General features: G+C 29.1%; 12 protein-coding genes. 6 read left to right on the top strand and 6 right to left on the bottom strand.

The genetic code is table 11. The features are described 5' to 3' along the window. Positions 1 to 57 precede the first annotated feature (57 nt). Positions 58 to 585, bottom strand: a complete 528-nt coding sequence (locus tag KGF41_RS12645; protein WP_227828789.1) for an IbrB-like domain-containing protein — start codon at positions 583 to 585, stop codon at positions 58 to 60. Next, entirely contained in the window at positions 582 to 1,916 is a 1,335-nt protein-coding gene (locus tag KGF41_RS12640) for a phosphoadenosine phosphosulfate reductase (protein WP_227828790.1), read from the bottom strand. The genes KGF41_RS12645 and KGF41_RS12640 overlap by 4 nt, the downstream gene beginning before the upstream one ends. Positions 1,917 to 2,552: 636 nt before the next feature. On the opposite strand from KGF41_RS12640, the gene KGF41_RS12635 reads away from it, so the two are divergent. From KGF41_RS12635 to KGF41_RS12620, 4 genes are all read left to right on the top strand, one after another. After that, positions 2,553 to 3,272 carry a CPBP family intramembrane glutamic endopeptidase gene (locus tag KGF41_RS12635; RefSeq protein ID WP_227828791.1) on the top strand — a complete coding sequence of 240 codons (720 nt, stop codon included), beginning with the start codon at positions 2,553 to 2,555 and terminating at the stop codon, positions 3,270 to 3,272. A gap of 330 nt (positions 3,273 to 3,602) precedes the next feature. After that, positions 3,603 to 3,812: a Type 1 glutamine amidotransferase-like domain-containing protein gene (locus tag KGF41_RS12630; RefSeq protein WP_227828817.1), complete on the top strand. Its 210-nt coding sequence runs from the start codon at positions 3,603 to 3,605 to the stop codon at positions 3,810 to 3,812. Positions 3,813 to 3,967: 155 nt separating this feature from the next. Then, the gene (locus KGF41_RS12625; protein ID WP_227828793.1) at positions 3,968 to 4,597 is read left to right on the top strand and encodes a TetR/AcrR family transcriptional regulator; all 630 of its coding nucleotides are present in this window, start codon (positions 3,968 to 3,970) and stop codon (positions 4,595 to 4,597) included. A gap of 152 nt (positions 4,598 to 4,749) precedes the next feature. Further along, positions 4,750 to 5,151, top strand: a complete 402-nt coding sequence (locus KGF41_RS12620) for an FMN-binding protein (protein ID WP_227828794.1) — start codon at positions 4,750 to 4,752, stop codon at positions 5,149 to 5,151. A gap of 129 nt (positions 5,152 to 5,280) precedes the next feature. Here the strand turns inward: KGF41_RS12620 and KGF41_RS12615 are convergent, their stop codons facing one another. Further along, positions 5,281 to 5,442 (bottom strand): type I toxin-antitoxin system toxin, encoded by a 162-nt coding sequence (locus tag KGF41_RS12615; RefSeq protein WP_227433577.1) that lies wholly within the window; start codon positions 5,440 to 5,442, stop codon positions 5,281 to 5,283. A 724-nt stretch (positions 5,443 to 6,166) separates the two neighbouring features. Between KGF41_RS12615 and KGF41_RS12610 the strand changes: the two genes are divergently transcribed. Further along, positions 6,167 to 6,565: a DUF6110 family protein gene (locus KGF41_RS12610; RefSeq protein ID WP_227828795.1), complete on the top strand. Its 399-nt coding sequence runs from the start codon at positions 6,167 to 6,169 to the stop codon at positions 6,563 to 6,565. Positions 6,566 to 6,651: 86 nt separating this feature from the next. After that, positions 6,652 to 8,751 carry a heavy metal translocating P-type ATPase gene (locus KGF41_RS12605; RefSeq protein ID WP_227842733.1) on the top strand — a complete coding sequence of 700 codons (2,100 nt, stop codon included), beginning with the start codon at positions 6,652 to 6,654 and terminating at the stop codon, positions 8,749 to 8,751. A 308-nt stretch (positions 8,752 to 9,059) separates the two neighbouring features. Here KGF41_RS12605 and KGF41_RS12600 read toward each other — a convergent pair whose 3' ends face one another. The 3 genes from KGF41_RS12600 to KGF41_RS12590 form a co-directional block, all read right to left on the bottom strand. Continuing rightward, entirely contained in the window at positions 9,060 to 14,264 is a 5,205-nt protein-coding gene (locus KGF41_RS12600) for a GTPase (protein ID WP_227856711.1), read from the bottom strand. A 14-nt stretch (positions 14,265 to 14,278) separates the two neighbouring features. After that, positions 14,279 to 16,780 carry an ATP-binding protein gene (locus KGF41_RS12595; protein ID WP_227828798.1) on the bottom strand — a complete coding sequence of 834 codons (2,502 nt, stop codon included), beginning with the start codon at positions 16,778 to 16,780 and terminating at the stop codon, positions 14,279 to 14,281. A 430-nt stretch (positions 16,781 to 17,210) separates the two neighbouring features. Further along, positions 17,211 to 18,446 (bottom strand): MFS transporter, encoded by a 1,236-nt coding sequence (locus tag KGF41_RS12590; protein ID WP_227828799.1) that lies wholly within the window; start codon positions 18,444 to 18,446, stop codon positions 17,211 to 17,213. Positions 18,447 to 18,630 lie beyond the last annotated feature (184 nt).

Below are 18,630 nucleotides of genomic sequence, written 5' to 3'. Positions count from 1 at the left end.
AAAAGGTTAATAGTATTTCTATAGTATTTAGACTAAAAACATATCTTTTTAATTATCTTATTTAGTATCAGAATCAAAAGGAATCCATGCACGTCCAAACTCTTTATCTTTAAATAAATAGGATAATCCAGTTATTTGCTTTAATCTAAGAATCTCCTCAATATCCATCCCTAAGTGCTTTGATATCCATTTATCAGATTTTCCAATATCACAAAGTTCCTTTATAATATTGCTCATTAAATCCACATTATGTGAACCTCTTGCACGATTGTGACGAATAGTACTTGCCATTCTCTCATCAAGTGATTTATCAATTACTGAAACAGGAAGTACTCCACCTTCTCTATCATATATATCCTTATTTTCAAGCATTATTCGATATCTATGAAAACCATCTACAATAACATATTTGTCATTTTCTGGATTATAATAACAAACAATCGGCATTGTATATCCATCTTCTTTTATACTTTTATACAATAACTGCATTTCTGGTGGAGCCACTGCATTTGGATTATAGTCGTTAGATTCTATCTTTTCAATCGGGACAGCGATAATTTCATATACAGGACTTTTATACTTCATAGCATCTTAACTCCTATCTCAAAAAATTTTTCATACTTTTTCTTAATGTACTCTGTTTTCATTCTTTGCTCTTTTGTAGGACTAAATCCCATAAACTTACACATATGGTCATTTTTCAAAATACAATAACACATTCTTTTCCAACTTGGTATATCTTTAGTAAATTTAATATCATCTGTATCATCAGGTATATCTCCTAAGAATATAACTCTACTTTTTTTATCTTTTGTATGATTAGAAATTCCATTTCTTTCTATATTATACCCTTTTCTTATCAACTCACATATAGCGATTTCTGGCAAACCTCCGCCTTTATTATTCCAGAAGTCAATAGATGTTGAAAATTTTTTAATATAATTATTTCTTATATTTTCAGGTAGAGTATCAAGCAGAAAATAAGTGAAACTTTTCCATGTATGTCCTTCTGGCAACTTTACACTACGATACCCCATAGCTTTTGTTTTTCCATAAATAGAAGTAAAATTAGCCCCTTGTACTCTAGCAACCAATTTCACCCATACTTCTGGGTCCAATATCTTATATAAATTTAAACTCTCTTTTGCTGAATCATTGAAAGGAGATGCTACTCTCATTTTTCTTGGAGGCAATCCAGCTTTATAGAACAAATCATAGATTTTATTGTATTCATAGTCGAATTTATAATTGGCTACCCAAACATCTTCTAGTCCCCAGTCATATAAAGGAGATGCTGTCCATACATTTTTAAACTCCTTTGTTATCCAACACTTGCCTTTATATCCATGCTGTTTATTCACAATAGCACAATAACGTTGTAAGGATTCCGAGGCTCTTGTTCCAAGTAAACAAACAATTTTTGCACCCTTATGCTTGTCTCTCATCCACCTACCAAATTGCTTTGCCAAACTTTCCTGCTTCATCTTATATTTATAGTAGGTAAAAGGATTACTTTCTTGATTTATTACGTATTCTTTGTTTGGCATTCTTCTTACCCATAATTCTTCTTTCTCATCATCCCATGGATACCAAAACATTTCATGATTACCTACAGCTGTTCTCGTAGCCATTGGCAGACATACCCAATATGGTTCAATATCTTCAAGATTGTCTTCAAACATTTTTTCAACATATTCTGTTGTCATACTATATTGAGCCTCAAAATCTTGATGAAATACTCCTATTTTGGATTTTATATTATATTTTCTTTTATAATCCAAAACTAAATTCAATAATAGACCACTATCTTTTCCTCCACTGAAAGATACATAGATATAATCAAATTCACTGAAAACATAAGAAAGTCTGTCTTGAAAAGCTTCAAATACACTGGATTCCAAATATCTTTTATCCATTTGTAATCTCCCCTTTCAAATAGAAGTTCATGAAAACTTATAACATAATATTATATATGCACTTTTAGTAGTAATCAGCATAAATTATGCATCCTCTAAGTGCATAAATCCAAAAAAATAAATATAATTATAATATAAATCAATTTTTCTATTATAAACTATATTTTACCATTATTTTACATAATTTTCCAACAGCATAATTATCATTATTTCTTCAGTATTTAGCCCAATATTTTGTATTTTACATATTTTTAAAATCAAATTTTTATTTTCCAAGTTTATAATTTTTTAGATTATATATTTCTTAGGTAAATTTTAAAAATGTCTTTGCTTTTTTTATTGTTTTATAAGAAAAATAATATAAACATATATCATATTTAAAATAATATAGACATGTATAGTATTTAAATATACTATTAACTTATAAGGTCGTAATTTCATACATCAATAATTTTTATAAAAATCAACTATTTTTAGATTAATTATTTCATTGATTAATTTTTAAATTGATTGTTTCATTGATTATTTTCAAGGTAATTATTTCATTGATTGTTTTCAAGTCAATTATTTTATTGATTATTTTCAAGTTAATTATTTTTAAATTGATTGTTTTATTAATTATTTTTAGGAGGATTTATGAATTTTTCAAACATAAAAAAGTATTTTTTAAATTTTTGTGGAGCAATACTAGTATCTTTATTAATAGTTTTCGTATATCTTATTGCTTCAGCCTTTGAATCAACCAATAAATTATTCTCAAATCAAACGATTAATTCTATGTCAACTTTTATAATTTCTTTTATAATCGTATTCGTATTAGCTAAGGTATATAATGAAGGTATACTAGAGGATTCATACAAAAAACTTTCTATAAAAAGTTTTTTAAACTATGACAAAAAATATATCTCATTGACATTATCACTATTAATAATATCTATAGTATTTTGTAAAATACTAGCATTAATTATATATGACTTAACACAGGAATATGGTTCTGACACAGAGCTTAGTCTTGCCATTTTTATAAGTTCTTTTACATATGTACCATTTATAGAAGAATTAATATTTAGAGGTATGTTTTTTAACATTGCGTCTAACTTACTAGATATGAAAAATAACACTGTAATTAAGATTACAATTATAGTCAATCTCATAACGTTTTTAATAATGCATTATACTAGTTTTGGTTTTCCAAATTTTAATTTATTTTTATCCTTATTAGCGTCTATTCTTCCAAGAGTAGTGATTTCAGCATCACTTATATATATTTACATTAAGACTAAAGACATTAAGTACAATATTATTTTGCATATGTTATATAATTTTATTATTATTATCATAAATTCAATTTTCTAATTATCATCACAAATTGTACTCTCTTTTACATATGTTATATTATTTTATATCGCATCATAAAACACACTTTTATGACCTAATTACAAATTATCCCCTATAACTTAATTAGTATATATTTTTAGTTAAATTGGGTAATAAAAAATAAAAGGATGGTGATTTCATTGAAACTTAATAAAGGTATCAAATTTACAATAGGATTGCTTATGGATATAGGAATTAGCTTAGTTTTAGGTCTCAATCCTCTATTAACAACTTTATTTGCTCTACTATATATAACACTCTATATTCCAGATATTTGTAATATTATAAAAAAATAAATATTCATCTGAAATAGACTATATAGAAAAAGCTCCCTACTTAAAAGACTACTCTCGCTTGAATTTAATTGATTTTTATGTAGTACCACATTCCCAAAATTGGGAATTTGGAAAAGCTGTAGAAAAAATAGTAAATGCGTATTCTAAAACTTTAGAATTAAAAGCTATTAATGATAATCAAGCAATATTAATTGAAAACGACAGTGTTAGAATTTTAAAATAATTTAATATAAATAGCACCAAAGAATGATAAACACTGGCTTGTCATATCTTTGGTGCTTTTTTATGCAATACGTTTTAGAATACTAATTGACAAAAAAACTAAACCTCATTATAATTAAACTACTAGTTTAATTAATTTCATGAAAGGAATATGATATGGGAAGAAGAAAAAAAGAGCCAAAAAGTGTACACCGTGAAAACATTGCTTCTGCTGCTCAAATTCTATTTATGCAAAAAGGAATTGAAGCAACATCAATGGATGATATTGCAAAAAAAGCTGGTTACAGTAAAGCAACCTTATATGTATATTTTAAAAACAAGGAAGAAATTGTTGGTGTATTAGTACTTGAAAGCATGAAAAAACTGCATACATACATCACTTCTGCTTTAGAAAAACAAACAAGTACAAAAACAAGATACGACTTTATCTGCAATGCACTATTAAAATATCAAGAAGAATTTCCATTTTATTTTAAAATAGCTCTCGATGAAATCAACATTGACTTTGAAAATACCGACTACTTACCTGAGGAAAAAGAAACCTTCCGTGTTGGTGAAGAAATCAATGAGAAAATAAAACAGTTGCTAAAGGCTGGTATCTTATCAGGTGAGCTTAGAGAAGATATTGAAATTATGCCTACTATATTTTCACTTTGGGGAATGTTATCTGGCATTATACAGACAGTAGCAAATAAAGAAGCTTATATCAAACAAGAAGTAAAACTTTCTAAACAGGAATTTCTTAAATACGGATTTGATATGCTTTATCGTTCTATTTCTAAATAGATAAGATAAATCTACAAATATACAACTATACAATTTCTTATAATAGACATTATTACTTTATATATTTGAATATATCTGAAATTCCATTAAAACAAAAGATATTCAAAACAATTACCAAATACTCTAACTAAAAGGATTGAGAGGTATTAGAAATGAAAGTAAGCAAGAAAAAAATCATTTATCGTATTATCGTTATAGTTTTGCTGATAGGACTTGCATGCCTTGGAATATATTTAAAACAAGTTAAAGATTATAAACAAACAGTAAAAAATATGACCTTTAAAAAAGTAAATATTTCCGATATTGCTGATGGAACCTATGTTGGAGAATGTAATGTAAATATCATATCTGCTAAAGTAGAAGTCACTGTAAAGAGTGGTAAAATTTCAAGCATTAACCTTTTGGAACATAAAAATGAACGAGGAAAAACAGCAGAAAAAGTTATTGATAAAGTACTTAACAAGCAAAAAGTAGATGTAGATGCTGTATCAGGTGCAACAAATTCAAGTAAAGTTATAAAAAAAGCAATCGAAAATGCACTCATAAAAGGATAACTATACTTAACAAATTTCTATAAGAGTAAAAATATTGTTTTTGAATATCTGTACCAATTTGTGGTATAATAAAAGCAAGAAGAACTACAATCTATTTCGTCGTAGAGTGAAGTTCATAATTAAATGAAGCTATTTGAACTTATGGAACTTGATTTTAAAATCAAATTCCCAGCCACTTTTACTCTTGCCACGAGTTGAGTGGCTTTTTACTTTCGTAAATACTTTACAAATTAAGTAAAATATTAAACTAGCAACAACGCCAGCTATTACATTAAGTAAAAAGTTATTCATACTTCCCACCTCCTTTCATTAGGAAGTAGGTTTTATCCTAGTATGAACTCCACTCTTAAATTATAGGTTACATCTTCTTGCTATAAATATTATAACATATACTTTCCCATATTTTACCTGTGTTTTTATTCTAATAACTCCTTTTTCTTTTCAGCATCATATATACCTACTATCATCAAATATTATTTAGAAATTAGATTTAATATAATAAAATCAACTATAAACAAGAATAAGTTTGTTTCTCTAAACAATGTGATACTTATAGGAATATGTTACAAATAAAACTTTCAATAATTGAGCCTTGAGTAGTGATAAAATAATATTTTTCACAAAACAAGCCAAATAATTGATATAAATTATCATTTTCTGTTGAAAGTTACATTCATGCGTGCTATACTTAATTTCATAAATGGTAATAAATGTCATATGATTTTACAATTCTATTAATAATAATTATTATTAACTTTTAAATTTCGAAATGAATATCAAGAATTTTCTAAAATATAGAAGAATTCTCTAAAATACAAGAGAATTATTAAAATATAAAAGAATTATATATGTTATATAAAAACACATAAAACTACACAAAAACATATAGTACACTTAAAAATATAATAGAACTATATAATACTACTTTCGTAAAATCATACTCTATTTTTAGCATTTATTACTCTATACATAAGATATATAAATAAAATTTAACTTAATGAAAGGATACGATAAAATGAATATTTTAAAAATGAAAAAAACAGGGATATTTTTAGGAGGAGTACTTTTAGGTACTGTAGGTGTCAAAATACTTTCAAGTGATTGTGTAAAAAAATCTTGTACTAAAGCAACTGCTGGAGCATTGAAAGTTAAGGATTCTGTTCTTGAGACAACTACTAAAATCCAAGAAAATATGGAAGATATTTTAGCTGAAGCAAAAGAAATCAATGAACTAGAAGAATTATCTTCATCTAAAGTAAAAAAAGTGCAAGAAGATGCTGAAGTTGTACAAGAAGCTCTTAAAGCTGAAAATGTACAAACTGTAGAAAAAAACACTGATTCTAATAGCATTAAATGTGAAGACATCAAGGAAAATGGTACTGAAGAAAAAAATAGTACTTGCACAGCAGAATAAATTTAACGATTATTATGGTTAATACTATCAGGTGTTATGATTAATAATATCAAGTATTATGATTAATAGTATCAGGAGGAAGTAAATTGAATCTTTATATAAAGCATGAAATCAGAGGTCGTATACGTTTTGATTTACAGCTTGGTAAATTGAATAACAAGCAGGCAGATACTCTACTATATTATTTGACTTCTATAAATGGTGTTACCAAAGCAAAAGTTTATGATAGGACTGGTGACGCTGTTATTTATTACACTAGTGAAAGAAACTCTATAATAAAAGAAATCACTAAGTTCAGTTTTAATAATAGTGAAATAGAAAAATTAGTCCCTGAACACACTGGTAGAGAGTTAAATAATTACTACAGGGATAAATTAGTAAATAAGCTATTGGTAAAGAGTGTATCTAAGATATTTTTCCCAAAATCTTTAAGATTTTTTTTTATAGGACTTCACTCTATAAAATATTTCAAAAAAGGTATCTCTTCTTTATTAAATAAAAAGATAGAAATTTCTGTTTTGGATGCAACTGCAATAGGTATCTCCATTTTTAGAAAAGACGTGAATACAGCTGGGTCAGTGATGTTTCTTCTTGGTATAGGCGAATTACTAGAAGAATGGACTAGAAAAAAATCTATAGATGATTTAGCACAAAGTATGTCGTTAAATATTGAAAAAGTATGGTTAAAAAAGGATGATACTGAAATTTTAGTTCCAATTTCAGAAATAAAAGAAAACGATTTAGTTAGTGTAAATATGGGAAATATGATTCCATTAGATGGAGTTATTGAATCTGGTGAAGCAATGATTAATCAGGCATCTCTTACAGGTGAATCTCTTGCAGTTAATAAAAGACAAGGCTCTTACATCTATGCTGGAACTGTGATAGAACAAGGTAATATCGTAATGTGTGTCAAAGAAAAGGCTGGTACTACCAGATTTCAAAAAATTGTAACTATGATTGAAGAATCTGAGAAACTTAAGTCTTCTGTCGAAGGAAAATTTGAACATTTAGCAGATACCTTAGTTCCATATAGTTTTTTAGGAACTCTATTTACTTATGCAGTTACTAGAAATCCTATAAAGGCACTTTCTATTTTGATGGTAGATTTTTCTTGTGCATTAAAACTCTCTATTCCTATTTCTGTATTATCAGCTATGAGAGAATGTAACAATTATAATATTGCTGTAAAAGGTGGGAAATTCCTTGAAAATGTTGCATATGCAGATACTATTGTATTTGATAAAACAGGCACATTGACAAAGGCTCAACCAACTGTTTCAGATATAATTACCTTCCAAGATTATAATAAGAAAGATATGTTAAGACTAGCTGCTTGTTTAGAGGAACATTTCCCACATTCTATAGCTAATGCAGTCGTGCATGAAGCTGAAAAACAAGGTCTCAGTCATAAGGAAATGCATACAGAAGTAGAGTATATTATTGCACATGGTATTTCAACAAAAGTTGATAATAAAAAGGTTATAATAGGTAGTAAACACTTCGTATTTGAAGATGAAAAATGTATTATACCAGATGGCGAGGAGTATAAATATAATAATCTTTCAGACGAATATTCTCACCTATTTATGGCAATATCGGGGAAATTATCAGCTGTTATTTGTATCAGTGACCCTTTACGAACAGAAGCTAAAGATGTAATTTCAAACTTAAGACAATATGGACTCAAAAAAATTGTAATGATGACTGGTGATAGTGAAAAAACAGCTAAATCTATAGCCAGCAAAATTGGAGTGGATGAATATTATTCAGAAGTCCTACCAGAGGACAAAGCTAATTTTATTAAAGATGAGAAACTAAAAGGTCGTAAAGTTATTATGATTGGAGATGGAATCAATGATTCTCCTGCTATATCTGAGTCAGATGTTGGAATTGCAATGAGTGAAGGAGCTGAAATAGCAAGAGAAATTTCAGATATTACTATATCAGCAGATAATTTAAATAATTTAATTACTTTAAAACAGATTAGCAATAAACTTATGAAAAGAATTGGTTTAAGTTCTAAGTTTATTATTGCTTTCAACTTAGGTTTGATTTTTCTTGGTGTAGGTGGATTTATTAGACCAAGTACATCCGCATTTTTACATAATGCTTCTACTGTTGGAATAAGTTTAAACAGTATGACAAATTTATTAGATAAACCTAATACTTATAACTACAATTAACCCCCATTGTATAACACATTTCTATCTAAAAAATTTATAATTCATATTAAAAAAAGCACTTTTAAACAATTAAGCAATAATATTTAAAAGTGCTTTTATGACTAAATTTTATAACTAAAATCAACCTACTTCAATATTACTTCTCAATAATATTCAATATTGCGTAATACCATTCAATATTACCTCTCAACACTACTTTAATACTATTCAATATTACCTTTCAATACTACTCAATACAAAAGGTAAATTTCCATAATATTTCTACTTCACTACTAAAAACACCCTTCCTTAAATCTCACTTCAAACTGCTATATTTCAATCAATCTCTGTTCATAGCATTTTAGCTCATTTTGTTTTAGATAGTTAAATTCAGACTCTACATAAATACCACAACCAATAAACTCAATTGTTAGATTTGGTATATTCTCTTTCAATATACTCATCTGTTCATATATAATTTTTTCCCACAAATCAGCCTGTAATATAGAGAAATACTTCATACTTTCTCCACTGTTATCCATATCCTTTTTGATTTCAGACCAGTTTTTTAGCAAGACGCCTCTTTTATCAATATATCCAAGTTTTTTAAAGCTCTCTATACTCTGATTCCATGCATCTTTACTACTCTTATCAAAATATGACTCTAGCTTTTTACTTTGCTCACTTGTCAATAAGTCATAAGAAAGCTTCTTATTAAAATGTGCTTTCAAAGAAAGTTTAGCCATAGAATACGGGCTTCTACCAGAGTTTAATCCCGCATTTTTAAACTTTTCTATTCCTTTATCTTCTATTGAAGACCATATAGAGTTTACTGAATCTGAATCATCATCTTTTCTATATTTAACATCCAAACCATGTGTAATATCGATATAATTTTGTGGAAATACATATTGATAGTACATATCTTTGTTATCATCATACAGAGAAAAATATCCTTTATCATATAAATGCATATGTACATTTATTTTTAAACTATCATCTAAAATATTTCGTCTAAGATTAGGTATATTTGCATAAATAGTTACATATTTCATTGCATCATAGTTTTGATTTATTGGAATTTCAAAGCTAATTTCTTCTCCTGTCAAAAGCTTTTTCACTTCTTCTTCATCACAATCATATAAAGAAAATGTATTTTCAAATCCCACACGTGATTTTCCAGCCAAACTTCCTGCTAATGGTATTTTCAAAATATGATTATCTGTTTTTTGCCATTGATAAGTATCTTGAGCTAAAAACTCTTTAATTTGTCTATTTTGTTCCTTTGCCTGCTTTAGCACCTCATCTTCATTTTCTGTTATTCCTACATGGCATCTATTTAAGATATTTACTATATTGCTTCCAAATGGAAACGTCCATAATTGAAAAGCTGCTGCCTCCACTTGGCACAAATATCTAATCTGATTCAATTCAATTTGATGAATAAGCTTTTTCTGATACTCATTCATTTGGTTACCACTGTCTGACATGTGATAAATCAGTTCTCCCATTGCAAGATTGTCTTTTTTCTTGTCAATCTTGTCAGTAATAATAATCTGAGCATCCATCATGTCCTGTACTTTTTTGAAAATTCCCGAAATATCCTCTGCATTTTCCATTTTCAAGCTTTCAAACTTCTTAATTAATTCAGTTAATACATCTTTCATTTTTAGTCTGCTTATCTCATTTTCAAAAATATCCTGATTTTTAACTATAGTATCAAATCCGTCTACAAATGGTATAATAGATTCTTTCAATGTTTTATCTTTGAACTCTGCCATCTGAGTATTTAAACTATCTAGTTTTTTAATATTATCTTCTTTTGTCTTAATCGCATCTTTGACTACTTTTATTTTATCTTCAAAACTAGCTTTTACATTTAGACAATTATTAACACTACTAATTGCTGTATTGATAAAAGAACAACTTGCACTACCAATACTTAATACATTTTTAATAGTTGCTGTTCTTTGCTGTCTTTCAATAGATGCTTTACACTTCTCTAGTGCAGCCAACTTATCTTTTTGTTGTTTATTACTATAATTTGCTTCCAACATACCCATTTCTTTTTTCTGAATGTTTGTGTATATCTTTTCATACTCGCCTTCATCCAGTCCATTTTTTGCTGCTACAATGTCATTATCTTTCCCTTGGTAGTCATTATTATCTAAAGACTTAGTCATAATCTCTTTAATTTTATTAAAATTATCTATCTTTCCATCATCGACACCAACTAATTTATTTGTCATTGCTCCTAAAGCATTCTTTCTATCTTCATTTAACTGAGCTCCAAGGACAAAACTCATACCTTCAGAATCCATTTTGAAATCTGAAAAACTAACCATTCTGTTAGTCCATTGGTACTCTTCTTCCTTAGCTGAAAGATTTTCTTTTAAAGATTTTGCACTATCAAAAGCTCCCAGACAAGCTTGACCAATACCACTTAATGATGATAGTAAGCTCAACGCACTCTGTATTCCAGAAAGAATTAGCTGTGTTTTCATTTGTTCCTGAAGTTTTTCCTTCTTTTCTTCTAATTTCTTTATGTCTCCTTTTTCATCTTCTTTTATCTTTAGAATTTCTTGAATCAAAAGATTCATTTTTGCTCCAACAGAAAGCATTTTATTTTCAAGTTCTTTTTTCAAAACTTCTATTTGTTGATTTCCTGAGTCAATTTGAGTTAAGACATTTTCCTTATATGTATTGAAATATGCTTCTTTTAATTCATCTTTTTTTCCTTGTTCCAATTCTTTTAAAGTCTTCTCTAGATAATCTGTCAGAGTTCGAATATCTGTAACACGATTTCCTCCAATTTCATCTTCCTCTATCATCTGCATATAAAATGCTGCTTTCTGTTCTAATGCAAATAAAATCATGCTCCATTCACTAAAATTCTGATTTTCTTTTACAAAAGCTTCTATTCTATTAGACTGCATCAATTTATTTATAAGATAGTCATAAATCTCTTTTGCTTCTTGGTAAAACTCTTTCTTTGTATGCATATCATCTAGTGAAATTACTTCTTTATTTTTCTTATCAAATTTATAATACTTCTGAAGAATTTCTCTATTTAACTGCATTTCCACTTTCTCAACTGCATTAAAAATCTCATAAATATGTGAAATTTCTAAAATATCTGCTTCTAAAATTCCTACTGCACACAAAAGTTTAAGGTTTCTATATCCTTTACTTCCAGAAAAACCAAATCTTTCAAAGAATTGATAGAAAAATGTATCCATTGATAGAGAATACTCCTGCTTTAGCAATGCGTTTTCTACTAATGATTTTCCAGGATGCCCTTCTTTTCCATCTGCTCCATCTAGACCTGAGTCTGCAAGTTTTTTAATTGTCCAGTCCTTGTGTTTTGCATAAAGAGCATCTAGTGCCTTTCCATCATCTGCTGTTTCCTTACTGTCTGAACCACGACCTATCACATATCTATCAAAATAGTAATAGTTTCTGTCACTATCATCTATTGGAACAGAAGTTCCTATATATCTTATTGTTTCTTCAAAAATTCCTCGGATTCCTCCAAGACCTCCAGCTCCACCTTTTCCTCCAGAACCGCCTTTTCCTGCTAAGCCATGTCTTCCGTCTCTTTGGTTTATAGAATTTTTTAGTACTGTTGCTTGTCCAAGGAGATAAATCTGTCCAGCCTTACTTCCAAGACCAGCATTTCCACCATCTCCACCTGTTCCTCCAGTATTTCCTTGTTTTCCTTTTTCTGCTTCTACTATATAGTATTTTGTATCTTTCTCCTTAGTAAACTCTTTTTTCTCTGGCTTAGAACCTAGTTTTGCATTTGCTCCAGCTATTCCGGATGCTCCTGTTTCTCCTACTTTTCCATCTTGGCCGTTTCCACCTTGTCCACCATCAGCATAAAGCTTAAGTTCGCCTTCTTTTTGTATATGTTTAAAAGATATTAAAATATCGCCTGAAGTTCCTGCATTATTTCCAGCTCTGCCATTCATTCCGTTATAAATAGAACTTTCTCCATCCAATTTTTTTGCATCATTTCCAGAAACATTAATTGAATAAGAACCTTTTGGTATACATAATTTTTCAACTAATAGAACTATGTTTTTACCTGAGAAAACATCCTTCTTCATATCACAATCTATTTTTAGCTCACACTCTCCATACATATATATAGATGATAATTCATTAAGTTTATAGCCAGATATGATTTTAGTCAAATCTGATAAATTCACTTTAGGTACAGGAATATATATAGAAAGTACTTTGTCTTTTTCATATGATTTTATATATGTACAGTTTTGAATTTTTTCTCTTCTATATTCTTCATCTAGAAGTTTCTCAGCTTCTTCCTCTTCCAATTCCTTCTCTGCTATCCAGTATTTAATACATTTTAAAGTGTCTTCTAGCGTTGTATTTAATAATGATTTTAACAATTCACTTAGACCGACAATATTAGTTTCTCTACAATAACTATTTAGCTCTAAAACAAGGCGTATTTTTTCTAATATGTTTACTTTTTGTACACCATCACCATAGAAAAGTTCTTGCACAAATCTCATGAGTCCTTCAATACTATTTGTTTTTCCTAAGCTCTGACTCATTTGTTCCAACTGAGTTTTTTTCTCTTTTAGATTTTCTATAGAAGATAAAATAGAAATAGAATCTTCTAACGCCTTTTTTACACTTTCTATATAAGGAGCTAGAAGTTTTTCTAGTTCTTTATATGTTATATCAACAGCTTTTTGTATCTCTATTTTACAAGAGGCAGTAAGCATTAATCCCATATCAGTTTTTTGGAAAGTATTTGGAAGTTTTTCTAGTTCTCCCAATAGATTTTCTGGCTTTGTGTCCATCGGATTACATAATTCTATAGACACATTATCTGATAGTACCACATTTAACAGATATACCAGTTCTTTATAACCTTCATAATCTTTTTCTTGGCTATCTAGGTCTTCTTTTACTTTTTTCAGTATATTTCTAACTTTTTCTTTTGTTACACTACTACTAGGTGACTTAGGTATTTTATTGATAAGAAAGAAAAAATTTTCCTTATACTGTGTATATTCATTAAACATATCTTTTAAGTTTTTAGCTGTATCAATTAACAGTGTATGTCTAGAGTCCAGTAAAGACTGGTAGTCTAAAATGACTACTATCCCTTTTACATTTGAAGATGCAGAGATAGTTTCTCTTACAAGCATTGCTCCTGCAATCATATATTCAGCTCCACGATTATCAAAAAAACCAGGACAATCGCATAAAGAAAATGCTTTATTTTCAATATCTACAACTTCTGGGCATAAAGTCTTAGAATATACACCATTTCCAATATCAACTGCTGAATCTTTAGCTGTGATGTATACTTGTCCAGTTTCCGCATCTGTCTTTTCTTCCATCTCACAACCTTTTAAATAGTTGATACAAGTACTTTTTCCAACTCCTGAAGCACCCAGGAATAACAAAATCGATTTTTCTCCTAAATTGTATCTTTCCAGTTCATGCCTTCCATCTTCTAAAAGATTTATGATTCCATTGTACAATTCATTTGCCATGTGTTCATCCCTTTCTATACTTCAGCACAATAGTTTTGATATTTCTCTTTAACAAAACTTTCCTCTACTTTTAAAACTGCTGTTGATACTTTAGAATTTGGATTATTATATCCTCCAGATTCTCCTCTATCTCCATAATCAGCATACTCTCTTGATGGACCTTCTTTTCCTTCTTTCCAACTTCCACCTTCAAAAGTTATACGATAACTAGCAATACCAGTTAGCTTATAATCCCAACTTGTAAAATATCCTGTATAGTATACAGTGGAATCTATAGCACTTGGAGAAAATGAAAGTGTATTATAACCATGATGACCTCCTTTTCCTCCATTTCCACCAAAACCTGGTCTTCCATCTGGACCTCTTTCTCCATCTCTTACTGTTATATCACAACAGCTGATTAACTTATCTCTCTTTTCATCTGAATCTGCCAAGAAGTAGATATTTCCTTTACTTCCTCCATTTCCACCTCTTCCAGCATTTCCTCCTTTTCCTCCATTATCTCCTTTTGCACCACTTGTTCCTGATGCAAAATAACCTTTAAACATTTTTCCATGGAAACTACTTGTATATCCTGCATCACTTCCATTTCTACCTGTGCTTCCAGTCTCACCATCTTTACCATCTGTTCCTCTTGAACCATTTCCTCCATTTGCTATTAGTGTAAGGCGATAGTTTTTAATTTCTTCTTTAATATATAAATAAATATTTCCTGCATCTCTACCATCTTCACCATTTCTTCCATATATAGAATTATCTATAATATTTCCACTCTTTCCGCTTACATTAATCTTAGCATTACTACTTACATCAAGATTCTTACAAGAAATAATGATATTTTTTTCTGATGCAAAATCCATTCCAAGATTATCATCCATATAGATAGTATCTTTAGCTGAAAACATAATTGTAGAGACATCCTCTCCCACTTTTCTATTTCTAAAAGCCTCTAGAACACTACTTATTACTAAGTTTGGAATTAGTGCCTTCACTTCTATGACTGTCTTGTTTTTAATTTCAAATGTTTTTATTATAAATGGAGTTAAAATATATTTACTTACAAGATTTCTAATTATTTCATTACCTTTTTCTCCATAGGTATTTAATCTTGTTATATTTTCTTCTAATTCTTCACTATTTCTATCTGTAAGATTCTTTAAAATAGGCTCAAAATCACGTTTACTATATATGTAATCTGTTTTATTTGCAACTTCCATCAATTTATCTCTATTTGATAATGTCCATACCTGTTTTTGTACCTCATAAGAAACTAAAATCTCTTCTACTTTCTTTCTTATAATAATAAATTTTTGTTCCATTATACTTTTACTTGTTTTTTCTATAATAGATTCCATATATACAGAAGATAGTGAAATTTCAGCATCTCCATGGTCTGTATATTTATTTAAGTCTTTAATTATACCCAAGTTTCTCTTTATCTCATTTTGTAACTTTATACATGTGTCTTCCAAGAATAATCCACTTTCTCCTGACAATAAATTGATAAATTTATCTAAAGTAATACTAGCTGTATTAACTGAACTTTCTAACCAGTCTTTAAATATGTCTACTACTCTATCATATTTTGACATTTCTTGAATCATTGTTACTCTTTCAACCTTTTCAATAAAGTCTTCTGTATATTCCTTAACATAAACTTCTAGTCTAGATACTATACCACCTTGAATATCTTTTATTAATGTATCTAAAACTAATCTTGCATCTGCACTGATTGGATATTGGAATGCTGATGTTTTATCTTTTACTTCTTCTAAATTTATTACTTCTTTTAATAATCCTTCTCTTTGCTCTGCTTCAAGTGGTTTACAAAGATGAATATTTTTTCCTTCTCCTTTTAGCAATTCTTCAAATAACCAAGCTTTATCTTGTATATTATTTTCTGGACTTTCACACAATTGTTCGTATTTTTTTCTAATCACATTATATATTTGTTTTTCTGTTCTTCCTAAAAAGCTTTTAGAAACAAAGAAAGTAATACTTCCTCTAAAATTCTCTTTATGAAGACACATATTTAATTGTTGAAATAAATCAAGTACTTTTGTAAGTCTAGCCTCTAATATATCTGCTTCTGGTATTAGTACAACTACGCCACATATAGATGCAGAATTTCTAAACACCTCTCCCAACGAAACTGCTGCACTAATGTCATGTGCTACACCTCTGTTATCACTGAATCCTGCAGTATCACATAATTTTGCATCCATTCCTTCTACTTCTCTTCTCATATCTACAATATTTGGATACAAAGTCTGTGAAACAGCTCCTGAACCAATTTCTGCAACAGGGTCTACACATTCAATATATGAGATACCAGTATCTTCATCTTCTACTTCCTTCATTTCACATCCTGCAAGATAATTAATTGCTGTACTTTTCCCACAACCTGTGCCTCCAAGAATCAAAATTAGATTCTTATTTATAGCCTTATCTATTGCTACTTTCCCTTCATCTAATAGGATTTTGATTTCTTCTAAAAGCTGATTTTTTTCTTCCATGTATCTTCCCCCTTGTTTATAAAATTTTTTAATGTTAAAATAACTGTGCTTGTAAAATATAGCCTTTACTAACACAGTAATTTTATTTTATATATCTAATTATACTTTTTATTTTATATCTAATTACATTTTCTACTTTATATTATTTTTTCTACTGCTCTAAACTTTGACCATCCTCCACAATAAATATTCATATAAAAAACCTCCTTATATGTTTAAATTTATTTATATAATAGTACCAATTTTCTAAATATTCAATACAATTCGTGTAACTAGTCGATAAAAGTGCATAACTGGACAAATAGTTTGTATAAAAAACTTTGAAAGTCAAATTTATTTAATTAAAAATAATATAATACAAAAAAACAGTCAATCTATTAAAATCAACTGCTCCATAAATTGAATTTTTACTTATTAGATTTTACAAAGTTTATACATTTGCATGTGTTCCCCTATACAAAACTGATATTGCCACTGCTATAAGTATCATGCCCATAAAAGCAGGTGCCGCATGACCAAGAGACACATAGATTTGACCTCCAATGATAGGTCCAATTATTCTCGCTAAAGATTGAATAGATTGACTACCCCCTTGAATCCTTCCCTGTTCACTAGAATCGACAGACTTGGATATCATCCCATTGAATGAAGGTCCAAAGATAGAATCGCCAAAACCAAATATAAACATTCCAACAATAAAAATAGGATAGAATGAAAACAGTGCCGATGCTGCAATAAAACTGTAACCTATAATCTCCGAAATCATTCCAAGAATGGCTATCTGTGCATCACTGAGTTTTCTCAAAAGCTTTGGCATTATAAAACCTTGTGAAATGATGTCTTGGATACCCATAATTGAAAATACAAGTCCAATTAGTGCGGGTTTCCAATTGAAAGTATCTATTGTAAATTGTGAAAAGACAGACTGTAAAGACCCATTTGGTATCCAAAGTAAGAATGCTGATACAAGTAGCCTTTTTAAGTTTTTTACAGAAAGTACATTTGCAAGCTGTATAAATGGATTTAGCCTTGCAAGTGTAATCTCCTTTAATCTATTCTTCTTATCAAGGCTCTCAGGCATATATAAGAATCCATAAATAACATTCAATAAAGTTATTATTGCCCCAAAGTACATTGGTACAGAATAACCAAACTTAGCAAGTAATCCACCTACAGTTGGACCAATAACACAGCCTACACCTGAAAAGGCACTCACCCATCCAAAGTATTTGCTTCGATATTCTCTAGGAGTGATGTCTGCAAAATATGCGAAGATAGTGCTTATGCTACCACCTGTTATACCTTCTATTATACGTCCAACAAATAGTACCCACAGAGCTCCTCCTATTCCAAAAACTAAGTACCCTATTGCAGAACCCAAAAGGCATGATAAGAGTAATGGACGACGTCCATATCGGTCGCTTAAAGCTCCAAGCCCAGGAGCTGCAAAAAACACGCAGATTGCATAAACAGAAGTTAGCATTGTAACAACTATAGCTTGTTCTGATGGACTATTTGTATAAGGTTGCACTAAGAATGGAACAACAGGCGCTATGATAGTGAATCCGATTCCGCAAAGAAACGCAGATATAAGACCAAATATCAAAGCCTTTTTATTTACAATTTGTTCTGTATTCTGTTCATTATTTGATTTAAATATAAACACTTAAATCCTCCTCTCAAAAATTATAATTTGGTTTCCTTCAGAAACATATTCCTTCTATTTCTTTATTACTTTTTTACTTTTTTACTTTTTTACTTTTTTACTTTTTTCATTATTTTAATTCCTTGAAGACATATTATTTTTTTTATTACTTCAACTCCTAGGGAATATATTTATCTCTTTATTA

This window comes from Clostridioides sp. ZZV14-6150 (assembly GCF_020657875.1).
Lineage (GTDB): Bacteria > Bacillota > Clostridia > Peptostreptococcales > Peptostreptococcaceae > Clostridioides.
Note: the sequence above shows the minus strand (reverse complement) of the source record. Positions and strands in the feature narration are given on the sequence as shown.